Origin of the sequence: Psychrobacter sp. Cmf 22.2 (assembly GCF_001921745.1) — a bacterium.
Lineage (GTDB): Bacteria > Pseudomonadota > Gammaproteobacteria > Pseudomonadales > Moraxellaceae > Psychrobacter.
In genome coordinates this window covers 66,600-82,944 of record NZ_MRYA01000009.1, presented here as the reverse complement: position 1 = coordinate 82,944, position 16,345 = coordinate 66,600, and the positions used below count along the sequence as shown (strand labels likewise).

Annotated in this window: 13 protein-coding genes; 2 read left to right on the top strand and 11 right to left on the bottom strand. The window is 42.5% G+C overall.

Annotation, left to right across the window (positions count from 1 at the left end):
* Positions 1-283: 283 nt before the first annotated feature.
* The 4 genes from fusA to BTV98_RS12795 form a co-directional block, all read right to left on the bottom strand.
* The gene (gene fusA / locus BTV98_RS12810) at positions 284-2,410 is read right to left on the bottom strand and encodes an elongation factor G (RefSeq protein WP_058369538.1); all 2,127 of its coding nucleotides are present in this window, start codon (positions 2,408-2,410) and stop codon (positions 284-286) included.
* Between the two features lie 388 nt (positions 2,411-2,798).
* The gene (gene rpsG / locus BTV98_RS12805; protein ID WP_058369539.1) at positions 2,799-3,272 is read right to left on the bottom strand and encodes a 30S ribosomal protein S7; all 474 of its coding nucleotides are present in this window, start codon (positions 3,270-3,272) and stop codon (positions 2,799-2,801) included.
* A gap of 198 nt (positions 3,273-3,470) precedes the next feature.
* Entirely contained in the window at positions 3,471-3,845 is a 375-nt protein-coding gene (gene rpsL / locus BTV98_RS12800) for a 30S ribosomal protein S12 (protein ID WP_025646352.1), read from the bottom strand.
* A gap of 374 nt (positions 3,846-4,219) precedes the next feature.
* Positions 4,220-5,341 (bottom strand): EcsC family protein, encoded by a 1,122-nt coding sequence (locus tag BTV98_RS12795; protein WP_058369540.1) that lies wholly within the window; start codon positions 5,339-5,341, stop codon positions 4,220-4,222.
* Positions 5,342-5,881: 540 nt separating this feature from the next.
* On the opposite strand from BTV98_RS12795, the gene BTV98_RS12790 reads away from it, so the two are divergent.
* On the top strand, positions 5,882-7,132 hold the full coding sequence (locus tag BTV98_RS12790; RefSeq protein ID WP_058369541.1) for a beta-ketoacyl synthase N-terminal-like domain-containing protein: 1,251 nt from the start codon (positions 5,882-5,884) through the stop codon (positions 7,130-7,132).
* A 3-nt stretch (positions 7,133-7,135) separates the two neighbouring features.
* The gene (locus BTV98_RS12785) at positions 7,136-8,815 is read left to right on the top strand and encodes an anthranilate synthase component I family protein (protein ID WP_075103732.1); all 1,680 of its coding nucleotides are present in this window, start codon (positions 7,136-7,138) and stop codon (positions 8,813-8,815) included.
* 84 nt (positions 8,816-8,899) lie between these two features.
* On the opposite strand, the gene hisC is transcribed toward BTV98_RS12785, so the two are convergent.
* From hisC to BTV98_RS12750, 7 genes are all read right to left on the bottom strand, one after another.
* Positions 8,900-10,048: a histidinol-phosphate transaminase gene (hisC, locus tag BTV98_RS12780; RefSeq protein WP_058369827.1), complete on the bottom strand. Its 1,149-nt coding sequence runs from the start codon at positions 10,046-10,048 to the stop codon at positions 8,900-8,902.
* Positions 10,049-10,222: 174 nt separating this feature from the next.
* Positions 10,223-11,518 (bottom strand): histidinol dehydrogenase, encoded by a 1,296-nt coding sequence (gene hisD / locus BTV98_RS12775; RefSeq protein ID WP_058369826.1) that lies wholly within the window; start codon positions 11,516-11,518, stop codon positions 10,223-10,225.
* A gap of 271 nt (positions 11,519-11,789) precedes the next feature.
* Positions 11,790-12,485, bottom strand: coding sequence for an ATP phosphoribosyltransferase (gene hisG, locus BTV98_RS12770; protein ID WP_058369825.1), 696 nt, complete (start codon positions 12,483-12,485; stop codon positions 11,790-11,792).
* Positions 12,486-12,586: 101 nt separating this feature from the next.
* On the bottom strand, positions 12,587-13,855 hold the full coding sequence (gene murA, locus BTV98_RS12765) for a UDP-N-acetylglucosamine 1-carboxyvinyltransferase (protein ID WP_058369824.1): 1,269 nt from the start codon (positions 13,853-13,855) through the stop codon (positions 12,587-12,589).
* A gap of 82 nt (positions 13,856-13,937) precedes the next feature.
* On the bottom strand, positions 13,938-14,189 hold the full coding sequence (locus BTV98_RS12760; protein WP_058369916.1) for a BolA family protein: 252 nt from the start codon (positions 14,187-14,189) through the stop codon (positions 13,938-13,940).
* 154 nt (positions 14,190-14,343) lie between these two features.
* On the bottom strand, positions 14,344-15,333 hold the full coding sequence (locus tag BTV98_RS12755) for an alpha/beta hydrolase (protein ID WP_227511825.1): 990 nt from the start codon (positions 15,331-15,333) through the stop codon (positions 14,344-14,346).
* Between the two features lie 109 nt (positions 15,334-15,442).
* On the bottom strand, positions 15,443-16,300 hold the full coding sequence (locus BTV98_RS12750) for a BON domain-containing protein (RefSeq protein ID WP_058369917.1): 858 nt from the start codon (positions 16,298-16,300) through the stop codon (positions 15,443-15,445).
* Positions 16,301-16,345 lie beyond the last annotated feature (45 nt).

The window sequence follows — 16,345 nt, the reverse complement described above, 5'->3', positions numbered from 1 at the left end:
TGTCCGATGGTGCCGACGTTGACGTGTGGCTTGTTGCGTTCAAACTTGGCCTTTGCCATGGGTATTTCCTCTTTATTTGGGCTAGATTACTTTACTAGAGTATTTAAATAGTAGTTCAATAATACTAAGCACATTAAGATAAATGTTAAAAGGTTGCACATTCAATGTGCAGATATTATAAGAAAATTACAACCAATAACAAGTCTTTTAACAAGTTATTGGCAGATTCTCTACTGGCAATACAAAGATTCGCTTTATATTGCCATATTTAATGGCTTTTTACTTACTCGTCATCATCTTTAGAGTTAAATTTAGAGATGATTTCAGTAGCCACTGACTTTGGAATTTCAGCATATTTTTGGAATTCCATTGAGTACGTAGCACGGCCTTGCGACATTGAACGCATCTGAGTGGCATAACCAAACATTTCTGCCAAAGGTACTTCAGCACGAATCTGCTTGGTACCACCAGGTAAGTCTTCCATACCTTGTACCATACCACGACGACGGTTAAGATCGCCCATGATATCACCCATATAATCTTCCGGTGTCTCAACTTCAACTTTCATGACTGGCTCAAGCAGTGCTGGATTAGCTGCCATAAAACCTTTTCTAAAGGCCATTGAACCTGCCATTTTGAATGATAATTCATCCGAGTCAACGTCATGGTAAGAACCGTCATATAAGGTTGCTTTTACGCCAACTACTGGGTAACCAGCAAGTACGCCGTTTTTCATACGCTCTTGGATACCTTTATCGACCGCACCATGATACTCTTTAGGTACCACACCACCGACAACTTCTTCAGCAAATTCGTATTCAACTTCACCTGCTGGATCAAGCGGCTCAAGACGTAACCAAACGTGACCAAACTTACCACGACCACCTGTTTGACGTACAAACTTGCCTTCTTGCTCGACAGTCTCACGGATCGTTTCACGATAAGCAACCTGTGGCGCACCGATGTTTGCATCAACGTTAAACTCACGCTTCATACGGTCAACTAGAATTTCTAAATGTAGCTCACCCATACCGCTAATGATCGTCTGACCAGACTCTTCGTCAGTGTGTACACGGAACGATGGATCTTCTTTTGCTAAACGGCCTAAAGCAATAGACATCTTTTCTTGGTCAGCTTTAGTCTTAGGCTCAACAGCTAGACTGATAACTGGATCTGGGAATTCCATACGCTCAAGAGTAATAACGTTGCTCTCATCACATAACGTATCACCAGTACCTACGTCTTTCATACCAACTAGAGCTGCGATATCCCCAGTACGAATCTCTTCAAGCTCTTGCTGTGAATCTGCCATCATTTGGACAATACGGCCTACACGCTCACGCTTCATTTTAACAGGGTTATAAACACTGCTGCCCTGCTTAATAACACCAGAATAAACACGTACGAATGTTAAGTTACCAACGAACTTATCATTCATGATCTTAAACGCTAGTGCTGAGAATGGTGCTTCATCAGAAGCTTCACGCGTACCTTCAGTTTCATCTTTGTCATCAAGAATACCACGAATAGCTGGTACATCCATTGGAGCTGGTAGATACTGAATAACCGCATCTAGCATCTTTTGTACGCCTTTGTTTTTGAAAGCAGTACCACAAAGTAATGGAATAATTTCGTTATCAATAGTCAATTGACGAAGAGCGCCGTGAATTTGCTCTTCAGTCAATTCACCATTTTCCAGATACTCATTCATAAGCTCTTCTGACGCTTCGGCAGCGTTTTCTACAAGATATTCGCGATATTCTTCCGCTTTGTCTTGTAATTCAGCTGGAATTTCGCGCTCGTCAAACTCCATACCTTGAGAGGCTTCATCCCAATATAGAGCTTTCATTGTTACTAGATCAACAACGCCTTCAAAATCGTCTTCTTTACCAATTGGGATGACGACCGGCACCGGTTTGCCACCTAAACGAGTTTTGATTTGATCGATGACGCGATAAAAATCAGCGCCAACGCGGTCCATCTTGTTTACAAATGCAAGACGTGGAACCTTATACTTGTTAGCCTGACGCCATACGGTCTCAGACTGTGGCTGAACGCCACCTACCGCACAGTAAACCATGCATGCGCCATCAAGTACACGCATAGAACGTTCAACTTCAATCGTGAAATCAACGTGTCCTGGGGTATCAATGATATTGATACGATGTTCATCAAATTGCTTTGCCATACCTGACCAAAAACAAGTGGTGGCCGCTGAAGTAATAGTAATACCGCGTTCTTGTTCTTGCTCCATCCAATCCATGGTGGCTGCACCATCATGAACTTCGCCAAGCTTGTGGCTAACACCGGTATAGAATAAAACACGCTCAGTAGTAGTCGTCTTACCAGCATCAATATGCGCTGAGATACCGATATTGCGATAGCGCTTTAGGGGAGTTTTACGAGCCATAGTGTTTTCCTAGGGAAATTCGTGTATATAATAATGTATTGTGTCTCTGCCTAATACTCTATAACAAAGCGGTGAGCTTCGTGATACTACTTACTGATTATTGGGCCTAATACGGACAACAAAAGAGCAAATACTAAGAATATTACAGCATAAAATTTGGGATGCCTTTTTAAACAGCATCATGATAAATGTCTGCCATCTAAGATTAATGATAATTTTAACCACACAAAAGTAACAAATTATTCAAACATCTTATCAATTATGACAAAAATTAATGGGATAAATAGTATAACAACTAACTTGCAAACTTATCGTTTACAAGTTAATCGATTGATCATATAACGCGCAAAACAATTCATTAGAAATTGTTTGGATACGCTAAGCTACTTTAGAAGCGATAATGAGAGAATGCTTTGTTTGCATCTGCCATACGGTGAACTTCATCACGCTTTTTCATAGCATTGCCTTTACCTTCTGAAGCATCAGACAATTCGCCAGCAAGGCGTAAAGACATTGATTTTTCAGAACGTTTAGCAGCAGCTTCAGCCAACCAACGCATAGCCAATGCGGTACGACGGGAGGGGCGTACTTCCATTGGTACTTGATAGGTTGCACCACCAACACGGCGAGCTTTCACTTCAACCATAGGACGTACATTTTCTAAAACTTCTTCAAAAAAAGATACTGGATCTTCGATGTTACGCTTTTGACTTACTGTATCAAGCGCACCATAAACGATACGTTCAGCAGTAGATTTTTTGCCATCACTCATTACATGGTTGATAAATTTAGCGATGGTTTGGCTACCGAACTTAGGATCTGGAAGGATCTCACGGGTAGCAACGACGCGACGTCTTGGCATAATAAATTTCCTTGTCTTCAGGAGTGTCTGACATTCACAACATTGCACCATTCAATATTATAGGTGTTATATCAAGTTGTCAGTCAGCCTTACTGCATGGCGGTATGTTATGACATTCTATTATTAGTTTTACTAATAAAGCGGTTAACACCAAGCCCATGCACAGTTAATGGGTGATACGATTAAGCGCAGCTAATATTAAGCTTTAGGCTTCTTCGCACCATATTTAGAACGACCTTGCTTACGGTCTTTAACGCCTGCACAGTCTAATGCACCGCGAACAGTGTGATAACGTACACCTGGTAGATCTTTTACACGACCACCACGGATAAGTACAACACTATGCTCTTGTAAGTTGTGACCTTCACCACCGATATAGCTTGATACTTCATAACCTGAAGTCAAACGTACACGGCAAACTTTACGCATTGCTGAGTTAGGTTTTTTTGGCGTAGTAGTATATACACGAGTACACACACCACGGCGTTGTGGGCACGCTTGTAACGCAGGAACTTTTGACTTTTCCTTGATGGTTTTGCGACCCTTACGAATCAATTGGTTAGTTGTTGCCATAAGGCATCCTTCTCCCGTTTGGTATAAAACAAAAAAATGGGCAAACTCGCCATCCTTTCCATAAATATGAAAATTCTGGAGCACCCATTTTTAGGACAGTGTATTATAAAGATATGTTACTGCTATTTCAACTACTTATAGACAAATCTACTTTACAATACCCAAAATATATGTATTAAGTATACTCTGATACTGGTTAGTGATACTGCAAAGCATCAGATACATATATAAAAAGCTTACTACTTACTTTTAAAAGAGTATGAAGTTTTAGGCTTGTTATCGTATATATGGTGTTGCTAACTCACTTTTCAAGACAGCTCTCGGTATATTTACGACATTCTGCTTGACATAATATCAGCCGACTCTATGCTCATTTACTTAGCATTTGCTTTGTTCTCAGCGTTAACGGCTTTATCCTCTGTTTTTTTATTATCTTTAGTCGATTCATCTGACTCTTCTTGTACAGAAGTACTGTCAAACTCGTCTGACTTATTTTCTTCAGCTGGGTCTTTATCGCTTGCCATTTGTTTGACTTGTTCTTCACTGCTGCTATCATCAGTGATAGAACGATTGGCAAGTTTTGGCTCTGGCGCAAAAGTCGCTTGAGCAACGCCAAGCACTTCATCAATCAAACGACTATTATAATGCATACCAACAGCCACTGCGGACACTGGTAACAAACGACGTATCCAAGTTAAATCAACCTGATCTAAATCAAACCCTACTTGACCAGCGATATTGTCTATTTGCTCTGCATAAAAATTAACGTTTTGATTTTTAAGACCAAGGTTTTGTAGCTCGCTGTGTAAACCACGACTTTGAGCATTATCAAGTAGCCCTTTTCCTACTCCAATACCTGCTAAAAGGGCTTGTTTTTCTTGCATTTTACTTAAATCCGCACTAGCAAGTAGCTCGTAAGCCATCTTTATACCCTGCTTGCCAGTCAGCGGTTGATCATAAACAGCGGCTAACTGATAGACAGAGCGCAATGATACTAATAACAACCATAGGGTATCGGCCAGCAATCCTGGCAATCCTGCCAGACCCGTTAGACCACCTAAAGTCGCCAGCGCTCTATTTTGATTGGCAATATCAGTCGCTAGTGCATAGCGTTCTTCATTGTCTAGCGCAGTGATATCAGCAAAACGATGCTCATTAGGCAAATCTAACTGACTCCAGCTAGCTGCTAGCTTCGCAACCTGAACAAAAGAGCTGTCTAACACAGATTTAAACAAACTATTTGGAACAACTTTCTTAGCGTACTTACCATATGTGGCAAAACGTGCACCTAGTAACTGTTGTGTCGTTTTTAAAGTTTGCTCCCGAAACAGATCCTGTTGGAAGTCTTCATCTCCTAGATTTACAGCCTTGTATTGACGAGGTTTACTTGTTTTAGCATTAGCACTATCAATGAGTGATCCCATACGTTCAAGATTGTTACGAGTAAAATGCCCAATAGTGTTGATACCTTGAGAGAGAGTACTACGCTTTGCCATCGTTATGTCCTTAATATGGTAATTAAACAACCTAAGAATTGATCCGTTATATCTTTATGTGTGTAGCTATATATTAAATATATTAACATACTAATAATTAATGGTGAAAATAACAACGATACGTATTTGTATCAGTGCTTAGGCCGTTATTTTAGCTATATATCAGATTCTATGTCAGTGTGAACAATGTTATTAATATCGCAAAGTTTGTATCTAGGAGCGGGGTTTATTTATATACACATTCGTTATCTAGAATACATATAAATAGGTTTTTTAACTCATCTGCTGCTTCTGAGAATGCTATAATAAAGCATATTGTCCCTATAACATTATCTCAAAGGTTTTCTAGCATTGACTGTAAAAATAATCAGTGTTTACTGCTATTTCACACCTAAGTAAAGTTTTTGCGTCTCTGATACGTTATTATAATATTAACGTATTAACCTGCAAATATAGATATGGTTCAATCATAGTTATAGATATTCATCATTAATTTTTAGATATATATCGATAATAATTCATTATTATAAGGAATGGAATATGCGCCGAGTTGTGATTACTGGAGCAGGGATTGTCTCTTGTATCGGACATGATTTAGACGCCGTCACATCTGCTCTTAGACAAGGACAATCTGGCATTACAATTGATGAAACTTACGCTGAACATGGGTTTAAGTCACAAGTTAGTGGTAGCATCGATAAGACTGCGTTAGACACTTCTGGCATTGATCGTAAGTTAAAACGCTTTTTTAGCGATGCAAGCCTGTATGCATATGTAAGCGCATTAGCGGCAATCAAACAGTCTGGCTTATCCCTTGAGACTATTAACCATAATCCGCGTGTCGGTGTGGTTGCAGGCTCGGGCGGAGCATCGACAGGAGATGTCGTTAGTGCTGTAGACTCTATGCGTGAAAAAGGTCTACGCGGGGTCGGTGCAATGGCGGTACCAAAGACTATGAGTAGTTCGGTATCAGCTGCGCTTGCGACTGGACTAAAAATCCAGGGTATCTCTTACTCTATCTCTTCTGCTTGTGCAACGTCGACTCACTGTATCGGACATGCAGCTGAGCTTATTCAATTGGGTAAGGCTGATGTGATACTCGCTGGTGGTAGTGAAGCTGAAGATTGGACCCAGTCCTGTATGTTTGATGCAATGGGTGCAATGAGCACTCAGTATAATGACACACCCAAACAATCTTCACGTGCTTATGATAAAGATCGTGATGGCTTTGTGATTGCTGGCGGCGGTGCAATGGTAGTGGTTGAGAGTCTTGAGCATGCCAAAGCGCGTGGCGCAAATATCTTGGCTGAGATCGTCGGCTACGGTGCTAGCTCTGATGGGGCAGAAATGGTTGCTCCAAGTGGTGAAGGTGCGGTACGTTGTATGCAGCAAGCGTTAGATCAAGCAGGATTAGAGCGCGTTGACTATATCAATACCCACGGAACCAGTACACCGCTAGGTGATATTACTGAGCTAAAAGCCATCGCTAAAGTATTTGGCTCTGATGCTGACTCTACCACTCAAAACTCTGTCCCCCCTATCAGCTCAACCAAATCAATGACAGGTCATAGCCTAGGGGCAGTTGGAGCGCAAGAGCTAATCTATTGCCTGCTTATGCTACAAGAAGGCTTCATCGCGCCAAGTATCAACATTGAAAATATTGATGAGGCAGCAGCACCGTTTGATATCGTCACTGAGCTACGTGAAACCCAGCTAGACACCCTAATGAGTAATAGCTTTGGGTTTGGCGGTACTAACGCGACCTTGATTATTAAAAGGTTTGACGCTTAAAACATGCTTGCACCGAACTCTTTTCAAAATAAGAACAGACAGACTAATTTTGTACAAACGCCAGCTATCAAAAATAGCTGGCGTTTTGGTGCGCTGAGTGCTGCTGAGCTGTTGCCAAAGCTGCAGCGCCACTTAATCAAGCAAGACGTTCAGACCAACTGGCAACTGGTTTGGCTAAACAATGCTGGACGACCAGTGATTGGCTTGCTACCAAAAGTAAGCTGGTCTGTATACGCTACTCATAACCAAATCTCTCATACAAAGTTGCCTACCTATAAAGTAATAAAACACTGCCGCAGTGATAAGAATGCTGTTACGACAGCATATATGAATTATATCAAGTGGCAAGACGAGTTGATTGCTTATAGTCAAGCTTATGAGGCTAATAACACCGTCTCAAACTCTCTAAACACACTCTATGAGAAGCCAAATTATCATCACGGTTTAATAGGTTTTATTGGTTATGATATTGCCGCTCATGAGCTGAGTCCAGCGGCTAATATTAAGCTGGCAGCGCAGCCTTGTGCGGTATTGGGGCACTATGACATGTATCTGACGCCCTGCGATAGTGGTCGTGGCTGGGCGCTGCGTACTGTAGGGCTACATACACCATCAGATGAGACAGACCCAGCGCTTGGCTTGCTGATATCCTGCTTAGACTCACTAGAACAACAGCTATCTAAAACAACAAATAACATTGCAAAAACGCCTGCGCCATTACACCTACAGCCGCGCTGGCACCAACATGACTATCAAGCAGCTTTTGATAAAACCCAATACTATCTACAGCAAGGCGACTGTTATCAGATCAACCTGACTCAAGAATGGATAGGATATCTGGCGAGCGCTAGAGAGAATGCATTTACTCAGTCCACAAGCCTGATCGCTTATTTGCCAGTGCTCCATCAAAACACCCAAGCGCCCTTTGCAGGGTACTTACAAACCCAGCCGCTTGATGACGATAGGTTTGATAATAGCAACAATGACCGTGATGCTCGTGACCTTCATAGCGTTAACCCTCAATTTGAACTACTAAGCTGCTCGCCTGAGCTATTTTTTACCTTTACCAAAGAACCTAATAGCGGCAAACATCATATCATCACCAAACCCATCAAAGGCACCATGCCGCGCAGCACCAACCGCGAACAAGATAACGCCTATAAGCAGCAGTTGATCGACAGTGAAAAGGATCGCGCCGAAAACGTCATGATTGTCGACTTATTGCGTAACGACTTGGGCAAATATGCCAAAATTGGTAGCGTTAAAGTACCCAAACTGTTTGCTATCGAGAGCTTTAGCAATGTCCATCATATGGTCAGCACCATCCGCGCCGAGCTAAAAGACGATGCCCATCCATTAGCCGTATTGTTTGGTAGTCTGCCAGCAGGCTCGATCACTGGCACGCCAAAAAAGCGCGCTGTCGAAATCATTTCTGAGTTAGAGCAAGCACCGCGTGGCGCCTATTGTGGCACCATGGGCTATATGAATTTTGATGGAAGTGGGCAGTGGAATGTACTCATTCGTACGTTGCAGGCTAATAGCTTAGCAAATGCCGAGACAGAGGTCAGCTTATGGGCAGGTGGCGGTATTACTGTCGCCTCTAACTCTAAAGAGGAATATCAAGAGTGTCTCGATAAAGTGGGCAATCTATTAAACGTATTAAACCAACCAGACATCATATAAAGGTTTTCCCAATACTTTATGTAAAACTCATATAGCGGAACACTTTATTATCGATTGGTCATTTAACATTGCCCTGATAAAAACTTAGCCCATATTTGAGATAGACTCATTATCTGTACTGGTCGTTTGCATAGCCGTCAGAGCATCAATCAAGCGCTCATGCTGCGCTTGTGTACCGACCGTGATACGAAGATACTCTTGGATGCGCGGCTTATCAAAATGTCGCACGATAATGCCTTGCTCGCGTAATTTAGCAGCCACTGCGCTTGCGTCCCCATCTTTAGGACGGACAAATACAAAGTTGGCATGCGACGGCAGTACTTGATAGCCAAGCGCTGTTAGCTGAGTCGTCAACGACTTGCGCAGATCAATGACTTGTTGGCGGGTTTGTTCAAAATAATTATTATCCAAAACGCTAGCAGTTGCGCCAGCTTGCGCCAACTTATCTAATGGATAGCTATTAAAGCTGTTTTTCATACGCGTCAACGCTTCGATTAATGACGCATCACCAAAAGCCATTCCGACGCGCAAACCTGCTAATGATCGAGATTTTGAAAAGGTTTGAGTCACCAATATATTGTCAAACTCATTGATTAAGCTCACCGCTGAAACCTGAGTACTAGAGTTGGTATCATCTATACAAGCAAAGTCAATATAAGCTTCATCAATGACTATCACCGAATTGGAGTGCTCGCTTGCAAGTTTACGAATATCGGCAAGCGATAACAGCAGTCCTGTCGGTGCATTGGGGTTGGCAATAATGATACCGCTACAAGGTTGGCGGTAAGCATCGGGATCGATACTAAAATCATCCTCCAATGCAATCTGTACCAGCTCTATACCGAAAGTCTGCGCATAGACAGGATAGAAGCTATAGCTGATGTCTGGTGCTAAGACAGGTCGCTCTTTGAGAAAAAAGCTGGCAAATACTAAAGCGAGAACTTCGTCTGAGCCATTACCGACAAATACCTCGTTTATATCAAGATTATATAACTCGGCTAATGCCGTACGCAGATCATCAGATTCAGGAGCTGGATACAGACGTAAATCGTAAGCCTGCTGCTCTAAGACGTTAGCAATGGCCTCCCCTACCTTCGGTGATGGCGGAAATGGATTTTCGTTGGTGTTCAGTTTACACAAATTAGCATGCTGGGGCTGCTCACCAGGGACGTAAGGTGACAAGTTACGTGCTTTGGACGACCAAAGTCTGGTATCAACTTTTTGTTCACTCATAAGTTATCCTACTCATAGCTAAAAGGGTTGCAAGACCTAAAATGACAGTAATAATAATGTTTTGACGATATCTTATTAAATTCTATACAGCCTCAGTTATAACCACTATATATTTCTGATAAAGGGTTCTTTATATCCGCTATTCTGTCTATATAACGTCTATGTATAGGTATTTTACTGGTAACGATATCGAGCTGAGCGTGCATGAGCTTCCAAATCTTCGTGCTGCGCTAAAATGTCAGCGGTCTCAGCCAGTGGCTTACTACCGTCCTTACTACAGTAAATGATAGATGATTTCTTTTGAAAGTCATAGACACCGAGCGGCGAAGAAAAACGCGCAGTCCCTGAGGTTGGTAGCACATGATTGGGTCCCGCGCAGTAGTCACCGATTGCCTCAGGCGTATGACGTCCCATAAAGATAGCACCCGCATGACGAATATCCTCAAGTAGTGCATCAGGGTCATCAACAGACAGCTCTAAATGCTCAGGTGCAATGCGATTGATCAAAGCCATACCCTCGCTTCTGTCTTTGACTAGGATAAGGGCACCACGATTTTGTAATGAGTCGCGAGCGATATCTGCTTTTGGCAATTTTGCTAAAGCGTTTTCAATCTCTGTAGCGACTTGTGCCAACTGCTCGCTACTTGTCGTCACAAAAATCGCTTGAGCAATACAGTCATGCTCCGCTTGGGACAACAAATCCATGGCTAACCAATCGGCACGGTCTTGGGCTTGCCCTTCTGCATACACCAGCACTTCAGATGGACCAGCTATCATATCGATACCTACCTGCCCAAATACGGCTCGTTTGGCGGCTGCCACATATTTATTGCCAGGGCCAGTGATTTTGTCTACCGCTGGAATAGTTTTGGTACCATATGCTAACGCTGCCACGGCCTGAGCGCCACCAATCGTAAACACGCGATCGACTTGAGCCAAATGCGCGGCTGCCAATACTAAGGGGTTTAGTACGCCATTGGGGGCTGGTACAACCATGATAACTTCTGTGACGCCAGCGACTTTTGCAGGAATAGCATTCATCAGTACAGAAGATGGATAAGATGCGAGCCCGCCTGGTACATAAATACCCACACGATCAAGTGGCGTCACTTTCTGTCCTAGGCGATTTCCCAACTCATCCTCATATTGCCATGTCTCTTGAACTTGGCGTTTATGAAATGTCTGCACACGCGTCGCCGCTGTAGTCAATGCCGTCTTTACTTTTCCATCTAAATTGTCAAAAGCTTCAGCGAGTGATTGTTTAGACAGTTCTAACTCTTGTATCGTCGTTGCTGGATGCTGATCAAACTTTTGGGTCAATGCTAGCACTACGTTATCACCATCATGACGTACTTGAGTAATAATATCATCGACAGTCTTTAACAGATCAACATCGTTGACTGTCTCAAATGCCAGCAGATCCTTCAATTGCTGTTCAAAATCGGTATCTTGAGTACTTAACTGACGCATGATTTAATCCTATGTTTAAGCCAAAAAGACGGCTGGAAAAACAAAAACTATGAAAACAATCAAATCATAATAATAGCTTTTACTAAATGAACTATCATTATCTTCAATAAATGATATTGGATTTTTTCTTAGTAATTACATATCAAAAAACCAGTTTAGCACGCTATATCTAACATAGAACGCCAAACTGGTTTTAAAACTCACATAACACCCTTTTACATTATTAATAATAAATATAATCTACCTTCAATATTTATCAACCATTTGATAATCAAGAAGCAGCAGCAATACTGTTTTTAAAGCTCTCAAGGATAGGCTCAAGTAACACAAACTTACGCTTATAACTGACTTGGTTAACGATCAAACGAGACGATACATCACAGATATGCTCACGCGGCTCTAGACCGTTAGCTCGTAGAGTATTGCCAGTGTCGACCACATCAACGATTAAGTCCCCTAAACCGACTAATGGCGCAAGCTCCATAGAGCCATAAAGCTTGATCACGTCTACTTGTTGACCTTGACTGGCAAAGTAGGCGCGGGCAACATTGACGTATTTGGTCGCAATACGCAAACGACGATTGGGCAATGCTGCATCCTTCACGCCTGCTGTCATAAGCTTACACTGAGCAATTTTTAAGTCTAACAACTCATAGACATGGTTGGCACCATGTTCAAGAAGTACGTCTTTTCCTGCTACTCCAAAATCAGCAGCGCCATGTTCTACATAGGTGGGCACATCGCTCGCGCGTAGGATAAGTACGCGCACGTTTGGATTTGAGGTAGGGAAGATAAGTTTACGTGATGCATCAGGGTCTTCTAGTAAATCAACACCAGCCGCCTGTAGTAGCGGCATTGTCTCTTCTAAAATACGACCTTTTGATAATGCTAAAGTGAGGCCATTAAATTCGTTATCTACTTCATTTAATAAGTCGTTAGTCTGTAAGCGTTCAGTTTGCTCAGTCATAATGACAAGGTGTCCGTGTAAAATTGATGTCCCTAGAGACTAGGAAGTGTGTATATTATAACGCTGATAGTGGTAAGTGCCCTACGCAAGATATAATAAATCTAGTCGTTGGTATTGATACGCTCAATATTAACCCCTAAGGCGCGAAGTTTGTTTTCGACGTCTTCGTAACCGCGATCAATATGATAAATACGGTCAATCAAGCTCTCACCTTCAGCAGCAGATGCTGCCATTACCAATGACATTGATGCGCGTAAATCAGTCGCCATTACTGGTGCTGCAGTAAAGTGCTCGACACCTTTAACCACCGCTGTATGACCATCTACCTGAATAGATGCACCTAAACGATTGAGCTCAGGAACATGCATATAGCGATTTTCAAAGATGTTTTCAATAATGGTACTTGTCCCATCTGCCAGACAACAAATCGCCATTAATTGAGCTTGCATGTCTGTGGGAAACCCTGGATGTGGCTGGGTACGAATATCAACTGGTTTTGGACGACCAGTCATCTGTGCTCGTATCCAGTCCTCACCCGTTGTAATCGTCGCACCCATTGCTTCAAACTTTTCAAGCACAGGATATAATAGTGCTGCGTTGGTTTTTTTGGTCAATACATCTCCGCGAGTCATCAAAGCACCTGCTAGATATGAGCCTGTTTCAATACGATCAGGAACGACTGAGTACTCACAACCGTGTAGACGTTCTACGCCTTCAATAGTCATGGTTGCTGTTCCAATACCGCTGATCTTAGCGCCCATTGCAACCAGCATATTGGCCAAATCGACCACTTCTGGCTCAAGCGCGCAGTTACCTAACACAGTCGTACCTTTGGCTAGTGCCGCTGCCATAATGACGTTTTCGGTGCCACCAACGGTGATCATATCAAAAGAGAAGTTACAACCAATTAGCCTGCCACCTTTAGGGGCTTGGGCTTTAACATAACCGTTTTCTACAGTGATATGAGCGCCCATTGCCTCAAAGGCCTTTAGATGTTGATCAACTGGACGTGAGCCTATCGCACAGCCGCCTGGTAGTGAGACTTCTGCCTCACCAAAACGCGCCAGTAGCGGCCCCAATACTAAAATCGATGCACGCATAGTCTTGACTAGATCATAAGGTGCATAAAAATTATCGATACTTTTGGTATCACAAGTGACGGCATCACCCTGCTTTTGAATATCGATACCCATACCAGCAATCAGTCTAATCAATGTACGTACATCTTGTAACGATGGCACGTTGTGTAAGGTGGTGGGCGTCTCAGCTAATATCATAGCTGCAAGCAAAGGCAAAGCGGCATTTTTGGCGCCAGAGATAGTAACTTCCCCTGCGATACGACTACTACCGGTGATTAAAAACTGATCCATAAAAGTGACAACCTAGCTATATATGTGAAGAAAAAAGCCATGAATAAAAATCAAAAGCTTGCACTATAAAAATAAGAACCGTTTAACCTTGGGACTGTGCTTCCCACTCAGCAGGCGTTAATGCTTGGATATTGAGCGCATGGATGTCACCGCTGGCAATCTTATCATTTACCAATCTATAAATAGCCTGTTGACGCTGTACCGCACGTTTGCCCTCAAAACTGGCATCGACGACACGTACATCAAATTTATTGCCTTGATTGGCAGCTTGAATAAAAGCATCCGGAAAATGCTGCTGTAAAAATGCAATCAAATCATCAGCGTTCATGCTCATAAAAAATCCTATTATTATATTAAAAGTAACATTTGTATGGTCTATACAAGAAAGCTATATATTATATAAAGGCATCATTATAACAAGAGTTTCACCATCTTACAGTATTGTCTACTCATAAGCATAAGTGGTGACTCTACAGTTATTGGTACACTTACTTTAAAGTTTTGTCTAGATACATTAATACTTGCGCACGTACATCATTGACCCAACGTAATGGTGGTGCCATCGCTCCGATACTTGTGGCATGACTGGCGCCTTTAATTTGTCCATTTTCAACCTTGGCACCATGGTCATGTAAAGCTTGAGTCATTTTGATAGTGTTTGTATCGTGCACGGTCTCGTCGTTTTCGGCAGTCAATAGCAAGTATGGTGGCTGTGTACCTTTTATTTGGCGATCAGGCATTACATCATCTGGCGTGTCATCCGCACTAAAAGCAGTCGCACTGGCAAACTTACGAAAGTCGTAGCTATAGGGGCCAGCAATACCAATAACGGCAGCAATATCGTTTGGTTTTACACCATAAGGTGTCAAAAAGTCTTCATTAGAAACGGCGGCTACTGCATTAAACGCGCCAGCAGAATGACCAATGACAGCGACGCGCTTAGGGTCAACATGAATACTTGATGCATTGTTAATACTCCATGCAACTGCTTGAGCAGTATCTTTAACGTAATCAGGATATACATGTTCGGGGGCTTTTCGATAGTTGATGACTGCGGTAACGTAACCTGCTTGAGCTAAGCTTTGCCCAACGAACGCATACTCATCTTTACTACCGCTTTCCCACGAGCCACCATGTACGAACACGACCATTGGATAAGTATCCACGATAGTGTCCTTTGCTTTCATGGCCTGCGCCAATGGTTTTGGGTAGTAAATATCCAAATCTTGTAGCGGCTCATCACCGTACAATATGTCCTTACTGACACCCACACCACCGTTTGCAGTGATACCGTTTACCACAGCCAGCGCTGACAATGCTTGCGCTTGTTGGGTTGCAAAGGTAATCGCACCCACTGCTACTATACTAGCACCTACAAGTTTTAGCTTACTTCTGGATTGTTTGCGCGCAGACATGACATTGGTTGCCCGAGTCGTGTCCATCGCTTGTTGTGCCTGACCAAAATTTGAACCCTTCATTGTTATTATCCTTTTTATTGCCAGTCTACAGTTACCAATGGGTTAGCTGACATCGTGATTGATCCAAAGTTGTGACTAGTCCATAGCTCTGTTTGACGCGCCAGGCAATTTATGGATTTTGGTATAAATCAACATAAGAGCTAGAAGATTGTTGTTCAGTTGGGTTATCCGCTTCTAACGTATTGTTGTCCGCTACTGGGGTAGCAGATGCTACATTGCTTGTGGAGTGTGTTGGTTCAACTTCTCTAATAATCGGTTTTGCACTGGTTGCTTGCGTAGTAGCGTTTTTAGGATCGCTCTCTGACATAATATCTGCCTCATTAATAGGCAACCCTCTATTGTCTACGACTGTGGTTAGTAAGACCAATTCAGTAATACCAGCAGTACTGTTGGCGATATCGATTAGATGGCTTTGCTGTGTGGGTGTCACTCTACCCATGATATAGACCACACCATCGTTAGTCACTGCTTTTAATTGTGACGCTTTGACTGCATTATTAGCCGCAGCTTTGGCCATCAATTTTGATGTGATATAGCCATCATGTACGGTTGAGCTATAACCTCTAGCGACACTAACATTTAGCTCGTTATAGACACGGCGAACATCAGGCATAGAGCCGACTACTTTTTCAATTTGCGTCTTTAATGCCTCTGTTGGCACCTCGCCAGTAAGCAGGACTTCACTATAAAAGCTATCAATGCTTATCCGGCTATTGGTTTGTAGATTTTCTTGTAGACCATAAATATTAATCTTTGCTGTGTGTTCAATACTACGATCGAGCAAGCGTTGAGGGATAGTACGTTCCGTTACCGGCACTCCATAAGTCCCCTCAGTGCTATTGGTCAAGTAATTGGTCGTACAGCCTGTACTAACCATGCTAGCCATTAAAATAGCACCTATCATCGTACGATTGATAGTGACACGTGGTGTTTTATAAACGGATTTGAGTGTATACAACCTTGTCATTATCTTCCTCATCAAACACAGTCAGTATTTAAAATTTAGTATAGG

What these genes read in the sequence shown, in the direction of transcription:
- hisC (WP_058369827.1), bottom strand. Translation starts at nt 10,048, where the DNA reads ATGAGTGAACAAAAAGTTGATACCAGACTTTGGTCGTCCAAAGCACGT.
- BTV98_RS12750 (WP_058369917.1), bottom strand. Translation starts at nt 16,300, where the DNA reads ATGACAAGGTTGTATACACTCAAATCCGTTTATAAAACACCACGTGTC.
- rpsG (WP_058369539.1), bottom strand. Translation starts at nt 3,272, where the DNA reads ATGCCAAGACGTCGCGTCGTTGCTACCCGTGAGATCCTTCCAGATCCT.
- murA (WP_058369824.1), bottom strand. Translation starts at nt 13,855, where the DNA reads ATGGATCAGTTTTTAATCACCGGTAGTAGTCGTATCGCAGGGGAAGTT.
- BTV98_RS12760 (WP_058369916.1), bottom strand. Translation starts at nt 14,189, where the DNA reads ATGAGCATGAACGCTGATGATTTGATTGCATTTTTACAGCAGCATTTT.
- rpsL (WP_025646352.1), bottom strand. Translation starts at nt 3,845, where the DNA reads ATGGCAACAACTAACCAATTGATTCGTAAGGGTCGCAAAACCATCAAG.
- hisD (WP_058369826.1), bottom strand. Translation starts at nt 11,518, where the DNA reads ATGCGTCAGTTAAGTACTCAAGATACCGATTTTGAACAGCAATTGAAG.
- BTV98_RS12795 (WP_058369540.1), bottom strand. Translation starts at nt 5,341, where the DNA reads ATGGCAAAGCGTAGTACTCTCTCTCAAGGTATCAACACTATTGGGCAT.
- fusA (WP_058369538.1), bottom strand. Translation starts at nt 2,410, where the DNA reads ATGGCTCGTAAAACTCCCCTAAAGCGCTATCGCAATATCGGTATCTCA.
- BTV98_RS12785 (WP_075103732.1), top strand. Translation starts at nt 7,136, where the DNA reads ATGCTTGCACCGAACTCTTTTCAAAATAAGAACAGACAGACTAATTTT.
- BTV98_RS12755 (WP_227511825.1), bottom strand. Translation starts at nt 15,333, where the DNA reads ATGAAGGGTTCAAATTTTGGTCAGGCACAACAAGCGATGGACACGACT.
- BTV98_RS12790 (WP_058369541.1), top strand. Translation starts at nt 5,882, where the DNA reads ATGCGCCGAGTTGTGATTACTGGAGCAGGGATTGTCTCTTGTATCGGA.
- hisG (WP_058369825.1), bottom strand. Translation starts at nt 12,485, where the DNA reads ATGACTGAGCAAACTGAACGCTTACAGACTAACGACTTATTAAATGAA.